The organism is Nonlabens dokdonensis DSW-6 (genome assembly GCF_000332115.1).
Taxonomy (GTDB): domain Bacteria; phylum Bacteroidota; class Bacteroidia; order Flavobacteriales; family Flavobacteriaceae; genus Nonlabens; species Nonlabens dokdonensis.
This window is the reverse complement of sequence record NC_020156.1, coordinates 3,048,932-3,066,246: the sequence shown is the minus strand read 5'-3', so window position 1 is coordinate 3,066,246 and position 17,315 is coordinate 3,048,932. Positions and strand designations below refer to the sequence as shown.

16 protein-coding genes and 1 pseudogene are annotated in these 17,315 nt (G+C 34.2%); 15 read left to right on the top strand and 2 right to left on the bottom strand.

Features of this window, described 5'->3' with window-relative positions; translation table 11 throughout:
- Positions 1-12 precede the first annotated feature (12 nt).
- The 7 genes from DDD_RS13425 to DDD_RS13395 all read left to right on the top strand — a co-directional run bounded on the left by DDD_RS13425 (position 13) and on the right by DDD_RS13395 (position 6,077).
- The gene (locus DDD_RS13425) at positions 13-1,722 is read left to right on the top strand and encodes an amidohydrolase (RefSeq protein ID WP_015363456.1); all 1,710 of its coding nucleotides are present in this window, start codon (positions 13-15) and stop codon (positions 1,720-1,722) included.
- On the top strand, positions 1,709-2,158 hold the full coding sequence (locus DDD_RS13420) for a phosphate-starvation-inducible PsiE family protein (RefSeq protein ID WP_015363455.1): 450 nt from the start codon (positions 1,709-1,711) through the stop codon (positions 2,156-2,158). The genes DDD_RS13425 and DDD_RS13420 overlap by 14 nt, the downstream gene beginning before the upstream one ends.
- A 26-nt stretch (positions 2,159-2,184) precedes the next feature.
- The gene (locus DDD_RS13415; RefSeq protein WP_236613414.1) at positions 2,185-2,565 is read left to right on the top strand and encodes a hypothetical protein; all 381 of its coding nucleotides are present in this window, start codon (positions 2,185-2,187) and stop codon (positions 2,563-2,565) included.
- 91 nt (positions 2,566-2,656) lie between these two features.
- Positions 2,657-3,133 carry a hypothetical protein gene (locus DDD_RS13410; protein ID WP_146250832.1) on the top strand — a complete coding sequence of 159 codons (477 nt, stop codon included), beginning with the start codon at positions 2,657-2,659 and terminating at the stop codon, positions 3,131-3,133.
- A gap of 276 nt (positions 3,134-3,409) precedes the next feature.
- Positions 3,410-4,966, top strand: a complete 1,557-nt coding sequence (locus DDD_RS13405) for an IS1182 family transposase (protein ID WP_015363452.1) — start codon at positions 3,410-3,412, stop codon at positions 4,964-4,966.
- A 63-nt stretch (positions 4,967-5,029) separates the two neighbouring features.
- The gene (locus DDD_RS17340) at positions 5,030-5,695 is read left to right on the top strand and encodes a hypothetical protein (protein WP_015363451.1); all 666 of its coding nucleotides are present in this window, start codon (positions 5,030-5,032) and stop codon (positions 5,693-5,695) included.
- A gap of 154 nt (positions 5,696-5,849) precedes the next feature.
- Complete coding sequence (locus DDD_RS13395; RefSeq protein ID WP_041567178.1) at positions 5,850-6,077, top strand: hypothetical protein; 228 nt, start codon at positions 5,850-5,852, stop codon at positions 6,075-6,077.
- Here the strand turns inward: DDD_RS13395 and DDD_RS13390 are convergent.
- The gene (locus tag DDD_RS13390) at positions 6,058-6,393 is read right to left on the bottom strand and encodes a hypothetical protein (protein ID WP_041567177.1); all 336 of its coding nucleotides are present in this window, start codon (positions 6,391-6,393) and stop codon (positions 6,058-6,060) included. The genes DDD_RS13395 and DDD_RS13390 overlap by 20 nt on opposite strands.
- Before the next feature lie 215 nt (positions 6,394-6,608).
- On the opposite strand from DDD_RS13390, the gene DDD_RS13385 reads away from it, so the two are divergent.
- The 8 genes from DDD_RS13385 (at position 6,609) to DDD_RS13350 (ending at position 15,824) form a co-directional block, all read left to right on the top strand.
- Complete coding sequence (locus DDD_RS13385; RefSeq protein ID WP_015363367.1) at positions 6,609-8,165, top strand: IS1182 family transposase; 1,557 nt, start codon at positions 6,609-6,611, stop codon at positions 8,163-8,165.
- Positions 8,166-8,213: 48 nt separating this feature from the next.
- Positions 8,214-9,164, top strand: a complete 951-nt coding sequence (locus tag DDD_RS13380) for a hypothetical protein (RefSeq protein WP_041567176.1) — start codon at positions 8,214-8,216, stop codon at positions 9,162-9,164.
- A gap of 243 nt (positions 9,165-9,407) precedes the next feature.
- A complete protein-coding gene (locus DDD_RS13375; protein ID WP_041567175.1) occupies positions 9,408-10,172 on the top strand; it encodes a hypothetical protein in 765 nt (254 codons plus the stop codon).
- A 261-nt stretch (positions 10,173-10,433) separates the two neighbouring features.
- On the top strand, positions 10,434-11,990 hold the full coding sequence (locus DDD_RS13370; protein ID WP_015363452.1) for an IS1182 family transposase: 1,557 nt from the start codon (positions 10,434-10,436) through the stop codon (positions 11,988-11,990).
- Positions 11,991-12,110: 120 nt separating this feature from the next.
- Positions 12,111-13,157, top strand: coding sequence for a helix-turn-helix domain-containing protein (locus DDD_RS13365; RefSeq protein WP_041567174.1), 1,047 nt, complete (start codon positions 12,111-12,113; stop codon positions 13,155-13,157).
- 10 nt (positions 13,158-13,167) lie between these two features.
- A complete protein-coding gene (locus DDD_RS13360; protein WP_015363445.1) occupies positions 13,168-13,683 on the top strand; it encodes a PIN domain-containing protein in 516 nt (171 codons plus the stop codon).
- 609 nt (positions 13,684-14,292) lie between these two features.
- The gene (locus DDD_RS13355) at positions 14,293-15,342 is read left to right on the top strand and encodes a hypothetical protein (protein WP_015363443.1); all 1,050 of its coding nucleotides are present in this window, start codon (positions 14,293-14,295) and stop codon (positions 15,340-15,342) included.
- Complete coding sequence (locus tag DDD_RS13350; RefSeq protein WP_015363442.1) at positions 15,342-15,824, top strand: hypothetical protein; 483 nt, start codon at positions 15,342-15,344, stop codon at positions 15,822-15,824. Before DDD_RS13355 ends, DDD_RS13350 begins: the two co-directional genes overlap by 1 nt.
- A 50-nt stretch (positions 15,825-15,874) precedes the next feature.
- Here the strand turns inward: DDD_RS13350 and DDD_RS17745 are convergent.
- A pseudogene (locus DDD_RS17745) lies at positions 15,875-16,922 on the bottom strand (IS110 family RNA-guided transposase).
- Between the last annotated feature and the right edge of the window lie 393 nt (positions 16,923-17,315).

Below are 17,315 nucleotides of genomic sequence, written 5' to 3'. Positions count from 1 at the left end.
AATCTATAATAAATGATGAAAAAATTAATCATATTATGTCTTCCTTTTTGCATTTTTAGTTGTAACAATTCAACTAAAAGGGCAACACCAGAACAAGCAGCCAATACAATCTATATAAATGGAGATATCATAACTATGGAAGGCGATGAACCTGCATACGTAGAAGCGATAGCTGAAAAAAATGGTATAATACAAAAAATCGGAACCAAAGAAGAAGTTTTAGAACTTGAAGGCGATAGTACGACGGTTATAAATTTAAAAGGAAAAGCACTTTTTCCAGGCCTTATTGATGGTCACGCTCACTTTTTTGGATTCGGTCCGCAAGCATCTGGCGCTAACTTATTACCGCCACCAGATGCGCAAGTTAAAAACATTGATGATATTATAAGTACATTAAAAACTTGGGCTACACCAGAAAACATTGAACTTACAGGTTGGATTTTCGGTCTCGGATTTGATGATTCACAGCTTGAAGAAAAACGTTTTCCTACAAAGGAAGATTTGGATAAAGTTTCAACAGAGCATCCTATTATGATTATGCATATTTCAGCTCATTTTTGCGTAATGAACTCTAAAGGCTTGGAAATGGTTGGGATTAATTCAGAAACACCAGACCCAGAAGGCGGAATTATCAGAAGGATGCCCAACAGTAAAGAACCTAATGGTGTTTTAGAAGAACTAGCTGCTATTCCCTATATGGCAAAAGCAGTAACTGCATCTAAACCAGAAAATTTAGCCAAACAAATGCAAGCAGGCTTAGAAATGGCCAAAAGTTATGGATATACCACTATTCAAGAAGGCAAAGCAATGCAACAGCATGAAATTATGGCTGCATTTGCAGATAAAGGAATGTTTGATATTGATGTGGTATCTTACATGGACTATCCATCGGCAAAATATATGGATACAAAGTGGAATTCAAAAGAGTACAATGGTCATTACAGAATTGGTGGTATAAAAATGACACTCGATGGTTCGCCGCAAGGAAGAACTGCTTGGCGAACAGAGCCCTATCTACTGCCGCCAGATGGCGCACCAAGAGATTACAAAGGTTATCCAGCCATACCAGATGATAACGACGTTGCTGATGTTTATAAAATGGCATATAAAAACAATTGGCAGATATTAACCCATGCCAATGGCGATGCTGCTGCTGACCAAATGATTAAAGGTTTGCAAGCTGCCGAAAAAGAATTAGGAAAAAAAGACTTACGTAACGTACTTATCCACGGACAATATATACGACCTGACCAATTGGATTCGCTTAAACAATTGAATGTTATTGTCTCGCTGTTTCCATTACATACATTTTATTGGGGAGATTGGCACGAGCAATTAATAGGAGAAGAACTAGGGCAAAAAATTAGTCCAACACGTACAGCGTTAGATAAAGGCCTAAAACTTACTATTCATACAGATGCACCAGTAGCATTACCAAACCTAATGCGTATGGTTTGGACAGCGGTAAGTAGAACATCACGAAGCGGAAAATCAATTGGTGCAGATGAGCGATTAACACCTTATGAAGCAATGAAATGTATTACAGATTGGAGTGCATATCAGCATTGGGAAGATAACAAAAAAGGAACACTAACCGAAGGTAAAATAGCAGATTTTGTAATTCTGGATGCTAACCCTTTAAAAGTAGATACTGAAGCCATAAAAGACATCAAAGTTTTAAATACTATAAAAGAAGGAAAGATAGTTTATGAGTCAGAATAAAAAAATATTGAACATAGTTGTTAAAATAGAACGTTTTCTTATTATCGTTTTACTTACCGCTTTACTCGCTGTAGTACTTTATAGCATTGTTGTTTTCCTATGGCTTCTATATAACGGTATCGTAGATAGTATCTCACAAACAGTTACATTAGAACAGAACATTTTACTCTCGCTACACACTATTTTTGGTGGTTTTATGCTTGTGCTAATTGGTATTGAACTTCTTCAAACAATGAAGATTTATTTGGAAAAAAATGTTGTCCATGCCGAAGTCGTAATTCTGGTAGCTATCATAGGATTATCAAGACATATCATTGATTTAAAATTAGATAAAGAACCACTTTATTATCTTGGCTTGGGCATACTTTTAATAGGGCTTTCAGGAAGTTATTATCTTATAAGAAAGTCATCGGAAAAAACTCAAACTAGAAAATAAGTACCATTAAAATCAGCTATTTGGAAATGTTTCATCATTATAATCTAAAAGAATCTGACATTTTTATTTTTGACCAATTTTTGATTATACAAATTAAGGAAGGTGTTTTGGTAAATATGCCACACGAGGAAGAATTAAACGATATTATTCAAAAGCATTTTAAAGGTAAGGATATGGTATATATCTCTAACCGTGTAAATTCATATGCCGTTAATCCTCTTATATATCCTGAAACTGAAAAGATACTAAACTTGGTAGCCATAGCAATAGTACCTAAGACCCAAAAAATGCGCTCTAATGCTGAGTTTGAAAGAAAATTTTACAATAAACCGTATGGAGTTTTTGATACATTGAGTTTAGCTATTGAATGGGTACACACTGTAATAGATAAAAATTATGAACCATAAGAAAAAATTTAAAAAAAATAAAATTGCTTTTATTTTTTGTTTTTTGTTCGGATTACTCTCGCAAACAATTGCCGCACAAAACCAACAAGCTGTGAGCCACACAGAACATCATAAAAACAGTTTTAGTATTTTGGTAGGTCACGCGCACATTAGCCAAGGTATCCAAAATGAGAAAACAAAATGGCTGGCTTTACCATCTTGGATGATGAGTTATAATCGCAGTCTGTCTAAAAAATGGTCAATAGGAATTCATACAGATATAATTATAGAAGATTTTGTCGTACAAGACCTAAGTCGTAATGCTGAAGAAGGCGCTATTATAGAACGTTCTTATCCTATTTCTTTAGTAGCTGCTACAACCTTCAAGCCTATTCACCAGTTAGGCATCATTGCAGGTGTAGGAATAGAATATGCCGAAGAAGAAACGTTTACTTTAGTGCGTTTAGGTTTGGAGCCAAATATCAAGATAAATAGCAAATATGAAGTCATTTTTAATCTGAGTTATGATTTAAAATTCAATGCTTATGATAATTGGAATTTAGGAGTTGGAATTGTAAGAATATTTTAAATAAAAAATTCGGAATAAAGCCAGCAGGTAACAACGTATATAGCTCATAGCTAGTTAGTTGATTAATTCAAAATTACGGCATATTTACGAGTCCGCCATATTTTAAATTTACTTTTTTTTGTAAAAAATTAAACATAAAAATTAAAAATATGGCTCGTGCTTAACCGAAAAATAATTGCTAATTTGCACGCTACGAGCCATATACAATACCGTCAGACTGTCTCAAAACTCTCCCATTCTGCTTGATATTTATATCGATTTTTCCGATATTTATATATGGAATACTTGCAAAAAGAGTCGCGTAGTCAGCTCACTTTATACACCACATGCCTAGATGACATGATTGCCGCTGATAACACCGTTAGAGCTATTGACACCTTTGTAGACAGTCTCGATTTAGAACAACTAGGCTTTGCATCACTAGCATCTCAAGGAAGACCACCTTATGATCCAGCAGATCTTCTCAAGCTCTTTATCTATGGATACATGAACCGCATGAGATCCTCCAGAAGGTTAGAACTGGAATGTAATCGCAACATTGAGCTCATATGGTTACTAGGCAATCTCAAACCAGACCACAACACCATCTCTAGGTTTAGAAAAAACAACCCCAAAGCCATTAAACGCGTCTTTAGAGCCACCGTGAGTATCGCCCAAAACCACAACCTGATAGGCGCCACCTTAATCGCTGGAGACTCCACTAAACTCAGAGCTCAAAACAGCAAGAAAAACAATTACAACCTCAAAAAAGTAGCCCGACACATCGAGTACATCGATAAAAAATTAGAGGAGCATAATACCGCTCTTGCAAAAGCGGACAACGACCAAGAAAAGCAAGACCACAAAGACCAAATCGACAAGCACAACAAACAGCGCAAGCGTTACGAAGGAATCAATAAAACGCTGAAGGAAGATACCACGACCGAAAACCCACAGTTGTCCACCAGCGATCCAGATAGCAGGCACCAAATTACTCGTGGGATGATCACAGAAGTATGCTACACCGCACAAACCACGGTAGATGCTGACCATAAAGTACTCCTAGATTATAAAGTTACTAACGAGAATGATAAAAAAGCGATGGGAAACATGCTGCGCAGAGCAAAATCCATCCTTAAAACCAACCAATTCACCGCTCTCTACGACAAAGGCTATCACACGGGCAGCGAGTTTAAAACAGCACACGATTTAGGTATCGATACCCTAGTAGCCATACCAGCTATAGGACGTAAAAGTCAAGCGCCCGATCCAGCTTATAACGTAGAACATTTTAAATACGATAAAGCATCTGACAGCTATCAATGTCCGCAAGGTCACGAGCTTAAAAGCAATGGAAACTGGTACAAAGCACGTAATTATAAGTTTAAGCAATATAAGAGTAGCGCCTGTAAAAGCTGCCCAGTCAGATCGCTATGCACCACATCAAAAGCAAACGGTAAAATAGTCCAGCGTAGCGAATACAAACAGTACATAGAAGCTAATTTTAAACGAGTACAACAACAACCAGAGATCTATAAAAAAAGACAAGCCATCGTAGAACATCTATATGGCACCATAAAGCGCCAATGGGGTTTTGATCACATTATTACTAAAAAAGGAATCCAGAACGCCAGTGCAGATTTTGGCCTCATCGCTATCGCATACAACCTCAAAAGAATCCTAAACATCATCAAAGAGCAAGGAAAACTAGCCTTTATACTTAATAAACAACGCCATAAAGCCATTTTTAAGCTCCTATCAACATTTTTAAGCCTTTTCAAACCTAAAATAATTATACCAACTCATTTTCTCAAAATCTATTCACATCACTTTTCTAACGTAAATTTAAACTAAATTTAGGCAGTTTTGAGACGAACTGCCGTTGTGCAACATTATAACCAAACACTAAAACAAAAAATGAAAAAAATTTACACTTTACTATTATTGTCTGTTTTTATTACATCTTGCGGAATCAAAAAATTTCCCGTAATACCAAATTCCGAAACTATTCTCACGCCTGAGATTAATGAAATAAACACTTCTGAAATTGGAATTACCCTTGTTTCTAAGGAAACTGCGAAAAAATATAGTGCGATAGAAATAACTAAGGAAGTAAAGATTAAGCCGAATATGCTGGTAAAAACTTTAGAGGTAGGAGAAACGTTTATCAAAAAATTTGAAACGGAAGATTTTGAATTGTATGAAAATGTGAATGACCAAACTTATGGTATAGCTATTTCAAAAAATGGGGAAATGCCAAAAGTTTATAGCACAGGACCTACAGGAACTGGATTAAGATTAAAACCTTCAAAGTATCAGATAGAATACGTTTCTACTCAAAGACCAATTAAAAGTGATGATTATTATAAGCAGGAATTCATTTATAATGGTAAAGTTGGAAATGGAATTAAATTTATATACCGAGAGTTTGTAAATGATTATGCAAGACCTGCTTTTACACAAGATTTGCAGTACGATTTAAGTGAAGATAGAATTATTGGGTTTAGAGGATTGAGACTTGAAGTGATAAGTGCAACCAACACTAAAATTGAATACCGAATATTAAATTACTTCGCGAATTAACGTTGCACAACACTGGCTATACGCAATTGCTCGGTTCTTGCTCATCCCAAAAATTTCTGCGAAATTTTCTACGGTTTGGTTATATTTAGAAACATAAGGCTGAGACACGCAACTGCGCATAGCCAAGACCGTTGTGCATAATATAAAACAAACTATGAGTACAACAAAAGAAAAACCGAGTTATGAGGAACTTGAAAAAAAAGTAAAACTGTTATCGCAGATTAACCTAAAAATAAGTATGTATCTAACGAGATTACTTCAGCAAGCAATCGATATTAGCCAAAGAGATGAAGTTAAAGATTTATTGCCTTTTACCGTCGAAATAAAAGTAGATCCAGAAATAGAAAATCTTTACGGAACATTCATTCAAAAGACTGAATAAAAAGCTTTTCCACTGCATCATCAAATCTTTTTAAACACTCTATTTGGTTTTTAGACACACCCATTAGTAAAAATTGAGTCATCGGTATAGAAGTACCTTTTATAATAACTCGTTGTTCAGGGTCTAAATTTTCATCCGAGTATACATCGGATATCAAATCGTTTGAGTTTTCGATTATCTGTTGACTTAAATAATGAGAACGTTTTATAAAGTGGTCTGCCTTGTTAGGGAAGTCTTGATTAAAGTCAGATATTTGTTTTGAAGTGAAATCCGAAAGTCTTTGGTAGTGTTCGTCTAAAAATTCTTGTATAGTCATAAACCAAACATAACGAAAATTACACTATGCACAACACGGTATATAGAAAATTGCTCAACTAATTGACAACACAAAAACCAGTAAGAAATTAAATTAACTAAAATGCCAAAAAATAACAAACAAAAACCGCAACTTTCTATATACAAAACCGTCAGACTGTCTCAAAACTCTCCCATTCTGCTTGATATTTATATCGATTTTTCCGATATTTATATATGGAATACTTGCAAAAAGAGTCGCGCAGTCAGCTCACTTTATACACCACATGCCTAGATGACATGATTGCCGCTGATAATACCGTTAGGGCTATTGACACCTTTGTAGACAGTCTCGATTTAGAACATCTAGGCTTTGCATCACTAGCATCTCAAGGAAGACCACCTTATGATCCAGCAGATCTTCTCAAACTCTTCATCTATGGCTACATGAACCGCATGAGATCCTCTAGAAGACTAGAACTGGAATGCAATCGCAACATCGAGCTCATCTGGTTGCTAGGCAATCTCAAACCAGACCACAACACCATCTCTAGGTTTAGAAAAAACAACCCCAAAGCCATTAAACGCGTCTTTAGAGCCACCGTGAGTATCGCCCAAAACCACAACCTGATAGGCGCCACCTTAATCGCTGGAGACTCCACTAAACTCAGAGCTCAAAACAGCAAGAAAAACAATTACAACCTCAAAAAAGTAGCCCGACACATCGAGTACATCGATAAAAAATTAGAGGAGCATAATACCGCTCTTGCAAAAGCGGACAACGACCAAGAAAAGCAAGACCACAAAGACCAAATCGACAAGCACAACAAACAGCGCAAGCGTTACGAAGGAATCAATAAAACGCTGAAGGAAGATACCACGACCGAAAATCCGCAGTTGTCCACCAGCGATCCAGATAGCAGGCACCAAATTACTCGTGGGATGATCACAGAAGTATGCTACACCGCACAAACCACGGTAGATGCTGACCATAAAGTACTCCTAGATTATAAAGTTACTAACGAGAATGATAAAAAAGCGATGGGAAACATGCTGCGCAGAGCAAAATCTATCCTTAAAACCAACCAATTCACCGCTCTCTACGACAAAGGCTATCACACGGGCAGCGAGTTTAAAACAGCACACGATTTAGGCATCGATACCCTAGTAGCCATACCAGCTATAGGACGTAAAAGTCAAGCGCCCGATCCAGCTTATAACGTAGAACATTTTAAATACGATAAAGCATCTGACAGCTATCAATGTCCGCAAGGTCACGAGCTTAAAAGCAATGGAAACTGGTACAAAGCACGTAATTATAAGTTTAAGCAATATAAGAGTAGCGCCTGTAAAAGCTGCCCAGTCAGGTCGCTATGCACCACATCAAAAGCAAACGGTAAAATAGTCCAGCGTAGTGAATACAAACAGTACATAGAAGCTAATTTTAAACGAGTACAACAACAACCAGAGATCTATAAAAAAAGACAAGCCATCGTAGAACATCCATATGGCACCATAAAGCGCCAATGGGGTTTTGATCACATTATTACTAAAAAAGGAATCCAGAACGCCAGTGCAGATTTTGGCCTCATCGCTATCGCATACAACCTCAAAAGAATCCTAAACATCATAAAAGAGCAAGGAAAACTAGCCTTTATACTTAATAAACAACGCCATAAAGCCATTTTTAAGCTCCTATCAACATTTTTAAGCCTTTTCAAACCAAAAATAATCTTACCAACTCACTTTCTCAAAATCCATTCACTTCACTTTTCTAACGTATATTTAAACTGAAATCACGCAGTTTTGAGACGAACTGCCGTTACAGGCAATTTGAACCAAATGATAGTTAGACTACTAATAATATTAATTCTTATTTCACAAGTTGGTTTTGCACAGAGTAAAATACAGCATGAACCTGAACGTATTTTCAATAAGCTAATCATTGGACAAGCAACTAATGAATTTGCCAAGGAGCATAAACTGAAAAAAGTAACCTTCTACAGGGATACTCTTTTATCATCCTCAATGGAATTTGACACAAATGGAAATTTTATTACTACAATAGGAATGGAGAATAATGCCGTCCGAAAATCGACTTACAAGTGGGATGACCAAAACCGAATGGTTGAGAAAAAACACTATTCGACAGATGGTTCATTTAGATATGGTTACTACTATAAATATAAAGATGGCGCCCAATTGATGTACAAAATTGAGGACAGTCTACTTTTCAGGAAACGAACATCTATAGAAAATGAGAATATCAGCACATATTCAGAATATGATAAGAATGGGAAAATCATATTGAAGAATGTATATGTAAAGGATAATGACATGAAATGGCTACTTGAAACAAGGTTTCAAAATGACAAGATTTATGTTCAATACCATTATGAATATTTGGACGACAAAAAGTATGTAACAAAAGTTCAATTTGACAAGAATGGAACAAAAGTTAGTGAGAAAAGATATTTGGATGAAGTTAAAATCAAAAATGGACTTGAACATTATACCGAAGATGATGAAAGGTTATTCAGAATTGATAGCTTCGATAAAAACGGTAATTTGATTGAGATGAAATTGCTAGATGAGGACGACAATCAGACAAGAATAGAAACCTATAATTACAACTCAAAAGGACAATTAACAAAGCTTGTTAAAGAGAACCTAAGTAGAGAGCAAAAAACAGTCTATTCATATAAATATGATAAGACTGACAAAGTTGAACTCGTCAAGAAAGACTTTAATGGAAACAGAGAAATATTTAGATATGAATACGAAACATTCTAAAAATAAAAACTGCCTGTAACACTGTATATAGCAAATAGGGCTTTCAGCGGTTTAGGAAAGTCCAGTGCTATTTACAAACAACGCCAAATCGTTGATTTGGCTTTTAAAATGAACAAGATAAAAACAAAATACAACGCTTTGGCTCAGTGCAAACATGAAAGGTTACTGCTTTCTACTGCCCTACTTGCCATATACTAACCGTTGTAAGCAATTTAACCAAACCAATATCCGAAATAGAAACATTTGAATATTTTACTAAACATAACTACTGCTGATTGGATAAATATAGTTATCGCCACAATAACTTTTATTACTACAATTATTGCTCTTCTTACTATAAATGAAATGCGTAAGCAAAGAGTTCATAGTTATCATCCAGACATAAATATGGCAAACTTTTCATTTTATGTCTATAAAGGAGATTTTGATGATGAAATTGATTCAATTTATCTGTATTCTTACAAGAATAAAAAGGAGGAAAATGAAAAAATAGACGGATTTAACGAATTGAAAATCGGAATTAATAATATCGGATTTGGTGTTGCAAAAAATGTTAGATGGACTTGGACTTTCGACCTAAATCAAGCACAAAAAGTTATTTGTAAAAACAAAGGCGTAAAATGGGAAAGCGGAGATGATTTTTTGACTATTGACTCTAAAAAAGCAAATATAAAATGGGCTTTTGATGTTAATGAAGATAATATTGGTGGAAATTTCAATTTTATACTTCCATATTCTAATGAAAATAGAGAAACTGAAATTGTTATTCCTGACTATTTCATTAGTTTGTATTGGTTGTATATGGTTAACCAAATTGGCAAAAAAGGACCGAAAAAATCATTAGAAGACTTTTTTCCACCACTCGAATTGAATGTGAATTACACGGATATACATTCAAACGAAATGGAAAAAAAGTTCTTAATAGAAATACACTTTGATATGATTGCTGCTGTTAGAGAAAAGACTAAAGAACTTGCTAAATTTAGATTTGAAATATCGGAAAAATAAAAACTGCTTACAACAACGTATATAGCTCATAGCTAGTTAGTTGCTTAATCGAAGTTAAGGTATATTTGCTAGTCCGCCAAATTTTTTAATTTGGCTTATTGATAAAAAAAGATAATAAGAAAAATTAAAAAATTCGGCTCGTGCTTCATCCGAAAATATTTTCATAATTTGCACGCTACGAGCCATATACAGAGACGTCAGACTGTCTCAAAACTCTCCCATTCTGCTTGATATTTATATCGATTTTTCCGATATTTATATATGGAATACTTGCAAAAAGAGTCGCGTAGTCAGCTCACTTTATACACCACATGCCTAGATGACATGATTGCCGCTGATAACACCGTTAGAGCTATTGACACCTTTGTAGACAGTCTCGATTTAGAACAACTAGGCTTTGCATCACTAGCATCTCAAGGAAGACCACCTTATGATCCAGCAGATCTTCTCAAGCTCTTTATCTATGGATACATGAACCGCATGAGATCCTCCAGAAGGTTAGAACTGGAATGTAATCGCAACATTGAGCTCATATGGTTACTAGGCAATCTCAAACCAGACCACAACACCATCTCTAGGTTTAGAAAAAACAACCCCAAAGCCATTAAACGCGTCTTTAGAGCCACCGTGAGTATCGCCCAAAACCACAACCTGATAGGCGCCACCTTAATCGCTGGAGACTCCACTAAACTCAGAGCTCAAAACAGCAAGAAAAACAATTACAACCTCAAAAAAGTAGCCCGACACATCGAGTACATCGATAAAAAATTAGAGGAGCATAATACCGCTCTTGCAAAAGCGGACAACGACCAAGAAAAGCAAGACCACAAAGACCAAATCGACAAGCACAACAAACAGCGCAAGCGTTACGAAGGAATCAATAAAACGCTGAAGGAAGATACCACGACCGAAAACCCACAGTTGTCCACCAGCGATCCAGATAGCAGGCACCAAATTACTCGTGGGATGATCACAGAAGTATGCTACACCGCACAAACCACGGTAGATGCTGACCATAAAGTACTCCTAGATTATAAAGTTACTAACGAGAATGATAAAAAAGCGATGGGAAACATGCTGCGCAGAGCAAAATCCATCCTTAAAACCAACCAATTCACCGCTCTCTACGACAAAGGCTATCACACGGGCAGCGAGTTTAAAACAGCACACGATTTAGGTATCGATACCCTAGTAGCCATACCAGCTATAGGACGTAAAAGTCAAGCGCCCGATCCAGCTTATAACGTAGAACATTTTAAATACGATAAAGCATCTGACAGCTATCAATGTCCGCAAGGTCACGAGCTTAAAAGCAATGGAAACTGGTACAAAGCACGTAATTATAAGTTTAAGCAATATAAGAGTAGCGCCTGTAAAAGCTGCCCAGTCAGATCGCTATGCACCACATCAAAAGCAAACGGTAAAATAGTCCAGCGTAGCGAATACAAACAGTACATAGAAGCTAATTTTAAACGAGTACAACAACAACCAGAGATCTATAAAAAAAGACAAGCCATCGTAGAACATCTATATGGCACCATAAAGCGCCAATGGGGTTTTGATCACATTATTACTAAAAAAGGAATCCAGAACGCCAGTGCAGATTTTGGCCTCATCGCTATCGCATACAACCTCAAAAGAATCCTAAACATCATCAAAGAGCAAGGAAAACTAGCCTTTATACTTAATAAACAACGCCATAAAGCCATTTTTAAGCTCCTATCAACATTTTTAAGCCTTTTCAAACCTAAAATAATTATACCAACTCATTTTCTCAAAATCTATTCACATCACTTTTCTAACGTAAATTTAAACTAAATTTAGGCAGTTTTGAGACGAACTGCCGTTACCCAACATATAAGAAAACCGTTAATATTTTGTTTTTTAGTTGACAATTCATTAAATTTATATACTTTTGTCAACCACTAAACTTGAATGATGGAAAACTTAATCGCTAATCGCATTAAAAATGCAAGAATACTTAAATGCTTGTCTCAACAAAATGTTGCGGACGAGTTAGGTGTTTCAAAGCAAATGGTAAGCAAATATGAAAATGGTGAAGCTATACCGACTAGTTCAAAATTTCTAAAATTATCAAAGTTATTCGGATTGAAAATCGACTATTTCTTTAGTTCTTTTCAAGTTGAACTAGGCGAAATAAATTTTCGAAAAAAATCTAGTTTTTCGATAAAAAAACAAAGCTCTTTAAAAGAACAAATCAAAATTAATTTAGAAAATTATCTTTGGTTAGAAGACACTCTTTCTATTGACTATCGTTTTAAAAACGCAATAAAGAATATTAGCATTAACAAATTGGAAGACGTAGAAAGAGCAGTACTAGAATTAAGAACTGAATGGAATATTGGCATTGACCCAATACATAATATTATACAATTATTAGAAGATAAAGAAATTAAAGTTATTGAGTTGTATGACGTTGACGACAAGTTTGATGGTTTAGCTACTTATGTTAATGGAAAATACCCAGTAATTGTTGTTAATGGAAATTTCCCTGTTGAACGAAAGAGGTTTACTTTACTTCACGAACTAGGACATTTACTACTCAATCTTCCTAATTGTGAAACCAAAAAAGAAGAACAGTTTTGTAACAAATTTGCAGCTGAATTTCTCTTCCCTAGAGAAATTGTTGTTAAAGAATTTGGCGGAAAAAGAAACCACATTACTCTTGCTGAATTAATCGCTACTCAAAAAAAATACGGAATAAGTATTCCAGCAATTGTATATAGATTAGTTGATTCTGGAATTTTGAGTAAACAACGACATACCGATTTTTATAAAAAAACTAGGTTTAATCCTTCTTTAAATAGAGAAGTAAACGCGTCACGTTTTGAAACCCCAGAAAAATCTTCTCGATTCGAACAATTAGTTTACAGAGCTTTATCCCAAGAAAACATTTCCATAAGTAAAGCATCCTCACTATTAAATAAGAATATTGAGAATGTTAAGGAAAGTTCGTTAATATAGTTTTAGCATTATGAAAATTGTTATTAATGATGCTAATATCTTAATCGACTTAGTAAAACTCGAACTTATAGATGCTTTTTCCAAATTAGATTTTGATTTACATACGACAGACTTTGTTCTTGATGAATTAAATGATGAGCAGAAGACACCAATTACAAATTTAAACAATGGAAAAAAACTTACGGTAATAGAAACCACAGAAACAATAGATTTTCAAGGTATAACTACAATCTTGGGAAAAAGTACTGGACTAAGTTTTGAAGATTGTTCTGTTTGGTATTACAGTAAGAAAATGTCAGGAATTCTTTTAACTGGTGACGGAAAACTAAGAAAACAAGCCAGTAAAGATAAAATTGAAGTTCGTGGAATAATTTATCTCTTTGATGTACTTTTAATTCAAAATCTGATAAGTTTTCAAGACGCAATTGAAAAAATCAAACAATTAATGCTATTAAATAATAGGCTTCCGATAAAAGAAATAGAAAAAAGGATTGAACTTTGGAATGAAGAAAAATACGTTGGGTAACAATGTATAAAAATAATAGCGGTTTTAGTGCTAAATCCAAAGTAAGTGAATATAAAAAAGCTTTGTGCTTAACCGAACAGTTATCGAGTTTTAATCCACTACTATTCTTATACTAACCGTTGAAAAAAATCAACGATTTCGCAACATTGAAATTCATCGATCCTATTCTGAGCACAGGTTTAATTTAGCAGTATTATGCTGGATATTACGATGTAGCTGGCCTTTCAAGTTGTTTCGATTGCATCGTTGAAAACTCGTGTTTTCAGAACGTAAAAACGTACAAACAACTTGTAAAAGGTAGCGTAAATAGAATAGAAATACGCATTAACACTCTGAAATTATGACAGCTACAGAATGATCTTACAGAAATCAACGTCCCTTATACTCAGGTATAAAGGGCATAGATTCCTTATGAAGTTTTATTTTCATTTATTGACGAGTGGCAAATGATTGACATTTAACAACACTAGCGATAATTCATTTCAAAGAGAAGACAGTAATTTAGATCAAAGTAATATCTTTAAAGCAATCAACTAAGAATTAACGGTAAGGGTTGATGCGTGAAACGAATCATAGCCTTACCGTTGTGAGCAAGCTTAAAAAAACATTTTGGAAAACTTCAAATTACATCTAATAAATTTATCTTTTAGCGATTTAGCGAATAAAGAAGCTGATATTGAAAAATCGATTTTCGAATATTTAAGAATGCTATTATATAAACAACTCAAAGCTAATAATTTTGACTTGAGAAATGGAAGGATTTGGATTGAAAATAAACCAATTAAAGTTTTTATAAATCTTGCAAATGATTCAAGGAAGTTATTAGTTGAGTTTATTTGTGAAAGTTCCAAAGAAGAAGCAGCTAAAACTATCGAAATTAATGAGTTTGGAGGAATAAGGTATATTCATTTTAATTATCCAATTTCTTGTGATTTTGCCAGCTCAATTGCAGAAACTTTTGGCAGGAATTTAAGTTCAATTTATAGAGTTCTAGAAAAGTCATACATTTTAAATTGTATCGATTCTCAAGGTTTAATGTCAAAAAAGATATATGCTCTTTTAGATTTAAATTTAGAGGGATTAAACATAGACGCAAACAGATGTTATTTTAATGTATCAGAGTGGAATAGTCAAAGTAAATATTTTATTTACCATATCAACCATTCACGATTAAATAAAATGATTACTTACTATAAAAAAAATCAACCGAAATCGAAAAGTCCGTACTTTATGGTCAATACTCTTTTAACCGCTCGAGTACCAGACATAGCAACTGAAAAGGCCTTGAAAAATAATAATATTGCAAATATCCCATTTTCAGATTTCAATTATAAAGACGATAATGAACACTTCGACTTCTGGCTTGCAGAAAAAATCCTTTTTGAAGATGAAGATTTAGTTTTAAATATCATTACATCTCATAAAAATCAATATTTAGAAATAATATACCCCAATTCATTTAGGGAAGCTTTTGATTCCTTACCAAAAGATTTTTATGATAGTATAATAAATCAATTTGAATATAACTTTAAAGATTTTAAAGACTATCACAAAATAATTAATCAAAAAAGGTTAACAGAATCTGTATTTTATAAAGAATTAAAAGATTTTGTTGTACAAGTGACTGCTAATATTGGTTCTCAAATGCTCAAGCCATAATGATAAAAAAAAATGATTATAGCATTTTACTAAATGAATTGAAAAAAATTGGAATTATAGTTGATGCTTCTAACAATTTAAAGCATCCAATTAATGGACAATCTGATGGTTTAAGTATTAAAATCGATTGTAATTTAAAAATTGATGATAGATTTTACATTTTACTGCATTTGTTTGGCCACTTATTACAACCTAAAGATACGCTTGGAGCAAAAAAAACATTTCAAATTGAAATTGATTCGATTGAAAGAGCTATTGGTTATTTGGATAGTATAAAATTATCACACTTAAAAGAATACGTTACAAATCGGTTCAAAAAAGATATTCAATATTTCAACGACCTCAAAAGAAATAAAACTAAATATTTATTACCAAAACAAGTTGAGATTGAATATAAAAGTGATGATATAATTTTACAACTGAATCCAATAAAATTTAAAAAACATAAGGTGCAAAAAATTAGCTTAATTGAATACCTGTAAAAAGCCAGCTCACAACAAAGTACTGTGGTAAAAAACAAGTAAAATCCGCTTTATTTTATAACTAGAGTACTTCTGTAAGAATCATCGTAAATGAGTCCTGATTTGGCTATGGCAAAGGCTTGTTTTAAGAGCTTATTACAGACAGCAATTAGGGCTAGTTTTTTACTCATGTCTTCCTCTCGATCGTGCCTCACTCGTCGGAGACAAGTGGCAACTATTCGCTCATAAATTTCTCTACATGCCTTGTTGTATTTACATGCATTAAAGCTGCACATAAATAATAGGTTTCTTAATTTTTGATTTCCTATTTTACTGATCCTACTTCTTCCTTTTACACTACTTCCACTCTTTCTTATCACTGGTGTTAATCCGGCATAACTACATAATTCTGCAGCACTGGTAAATCGATCAAATCCATCGGTTAGAACCACTAGCATCAGCGCTGTTTTCTTTCCTATTCCTGGTATCGTTTTTAATCGTGATAGCACATCGCTATGAACTTCTTTAACTAAGATCTGGAGTTTTCCTCTAGCATTTCCATCTCTTTTTTAATTTGTCGTAAACTACGTTTAAGAGAGCTTACAACTGCTTTACTTGGATTTCCTAGTACCGATTCTCCATGTAGTTTATTTTTAAGCGCTGTGCTTTGTTTTGTATACACAGCAAGCAGTCTAGTCATTTGAAGACACTCTAATTGATGCTTAGAATTACCTCTCCAGAGCTTTAATTCAACCTGCTTTGCATATTCACAGATTAGTTTTGAATCACTCTTATCGGTCTTTATTTTGGACAAATGTCTTCCTCTCGTCACGCTTTCGCGAAAGCGTAACTCGTCGGAGACAAGTGTATAAATCGTTTTACTGATAATGGATTCTCTACCGATACTTTGATACCTTCTTCTAGTAAATAATAAGCTAATTGATAGTGATAATATCCTGTTGCTTCCATTACACAATGACTATCTTGATCTAAGAGTTTTGCAAACTTTTTGAATCCTGCAGGAGAGTTTTTAAACTGATAATGATCTCCACAATGGTCCGTAACATCAAAGACTAAATGGCTGATATCAATTCCATAAAATTTAATATCTTTATTCATAACTAAATGATTTTTGAAAGGACTACCTACGCGAGTTTCAACGACTTAAAATCGAGGTCTAAAAAGCCTCATAGAACTGTACGAAATCTGTGTAGAAAGAGAGAGGTGATTTTCAATGTTGACGAGATCTAGGTCTCTGCGTATATAATAACCTTATTCCTCTCTTTTGTTCTTTCTTATTTATATCTAAATTTAATAAGATTCAAACTTAAGTCGTATATAGCTCATTGCTATTCAGTTGCTTAATCTAAGTTAAGCCATATTGGCTAGTCCGTCAAATTTTTTAATTTGGCTTATTAAGAAAAAAAGATAATAAGAAAAATTAAAAAATTCGGCTTGTGTATAATCCGAAACTATAGCGTCTTTTTCCACTCTACGTTTCATATACGAGAC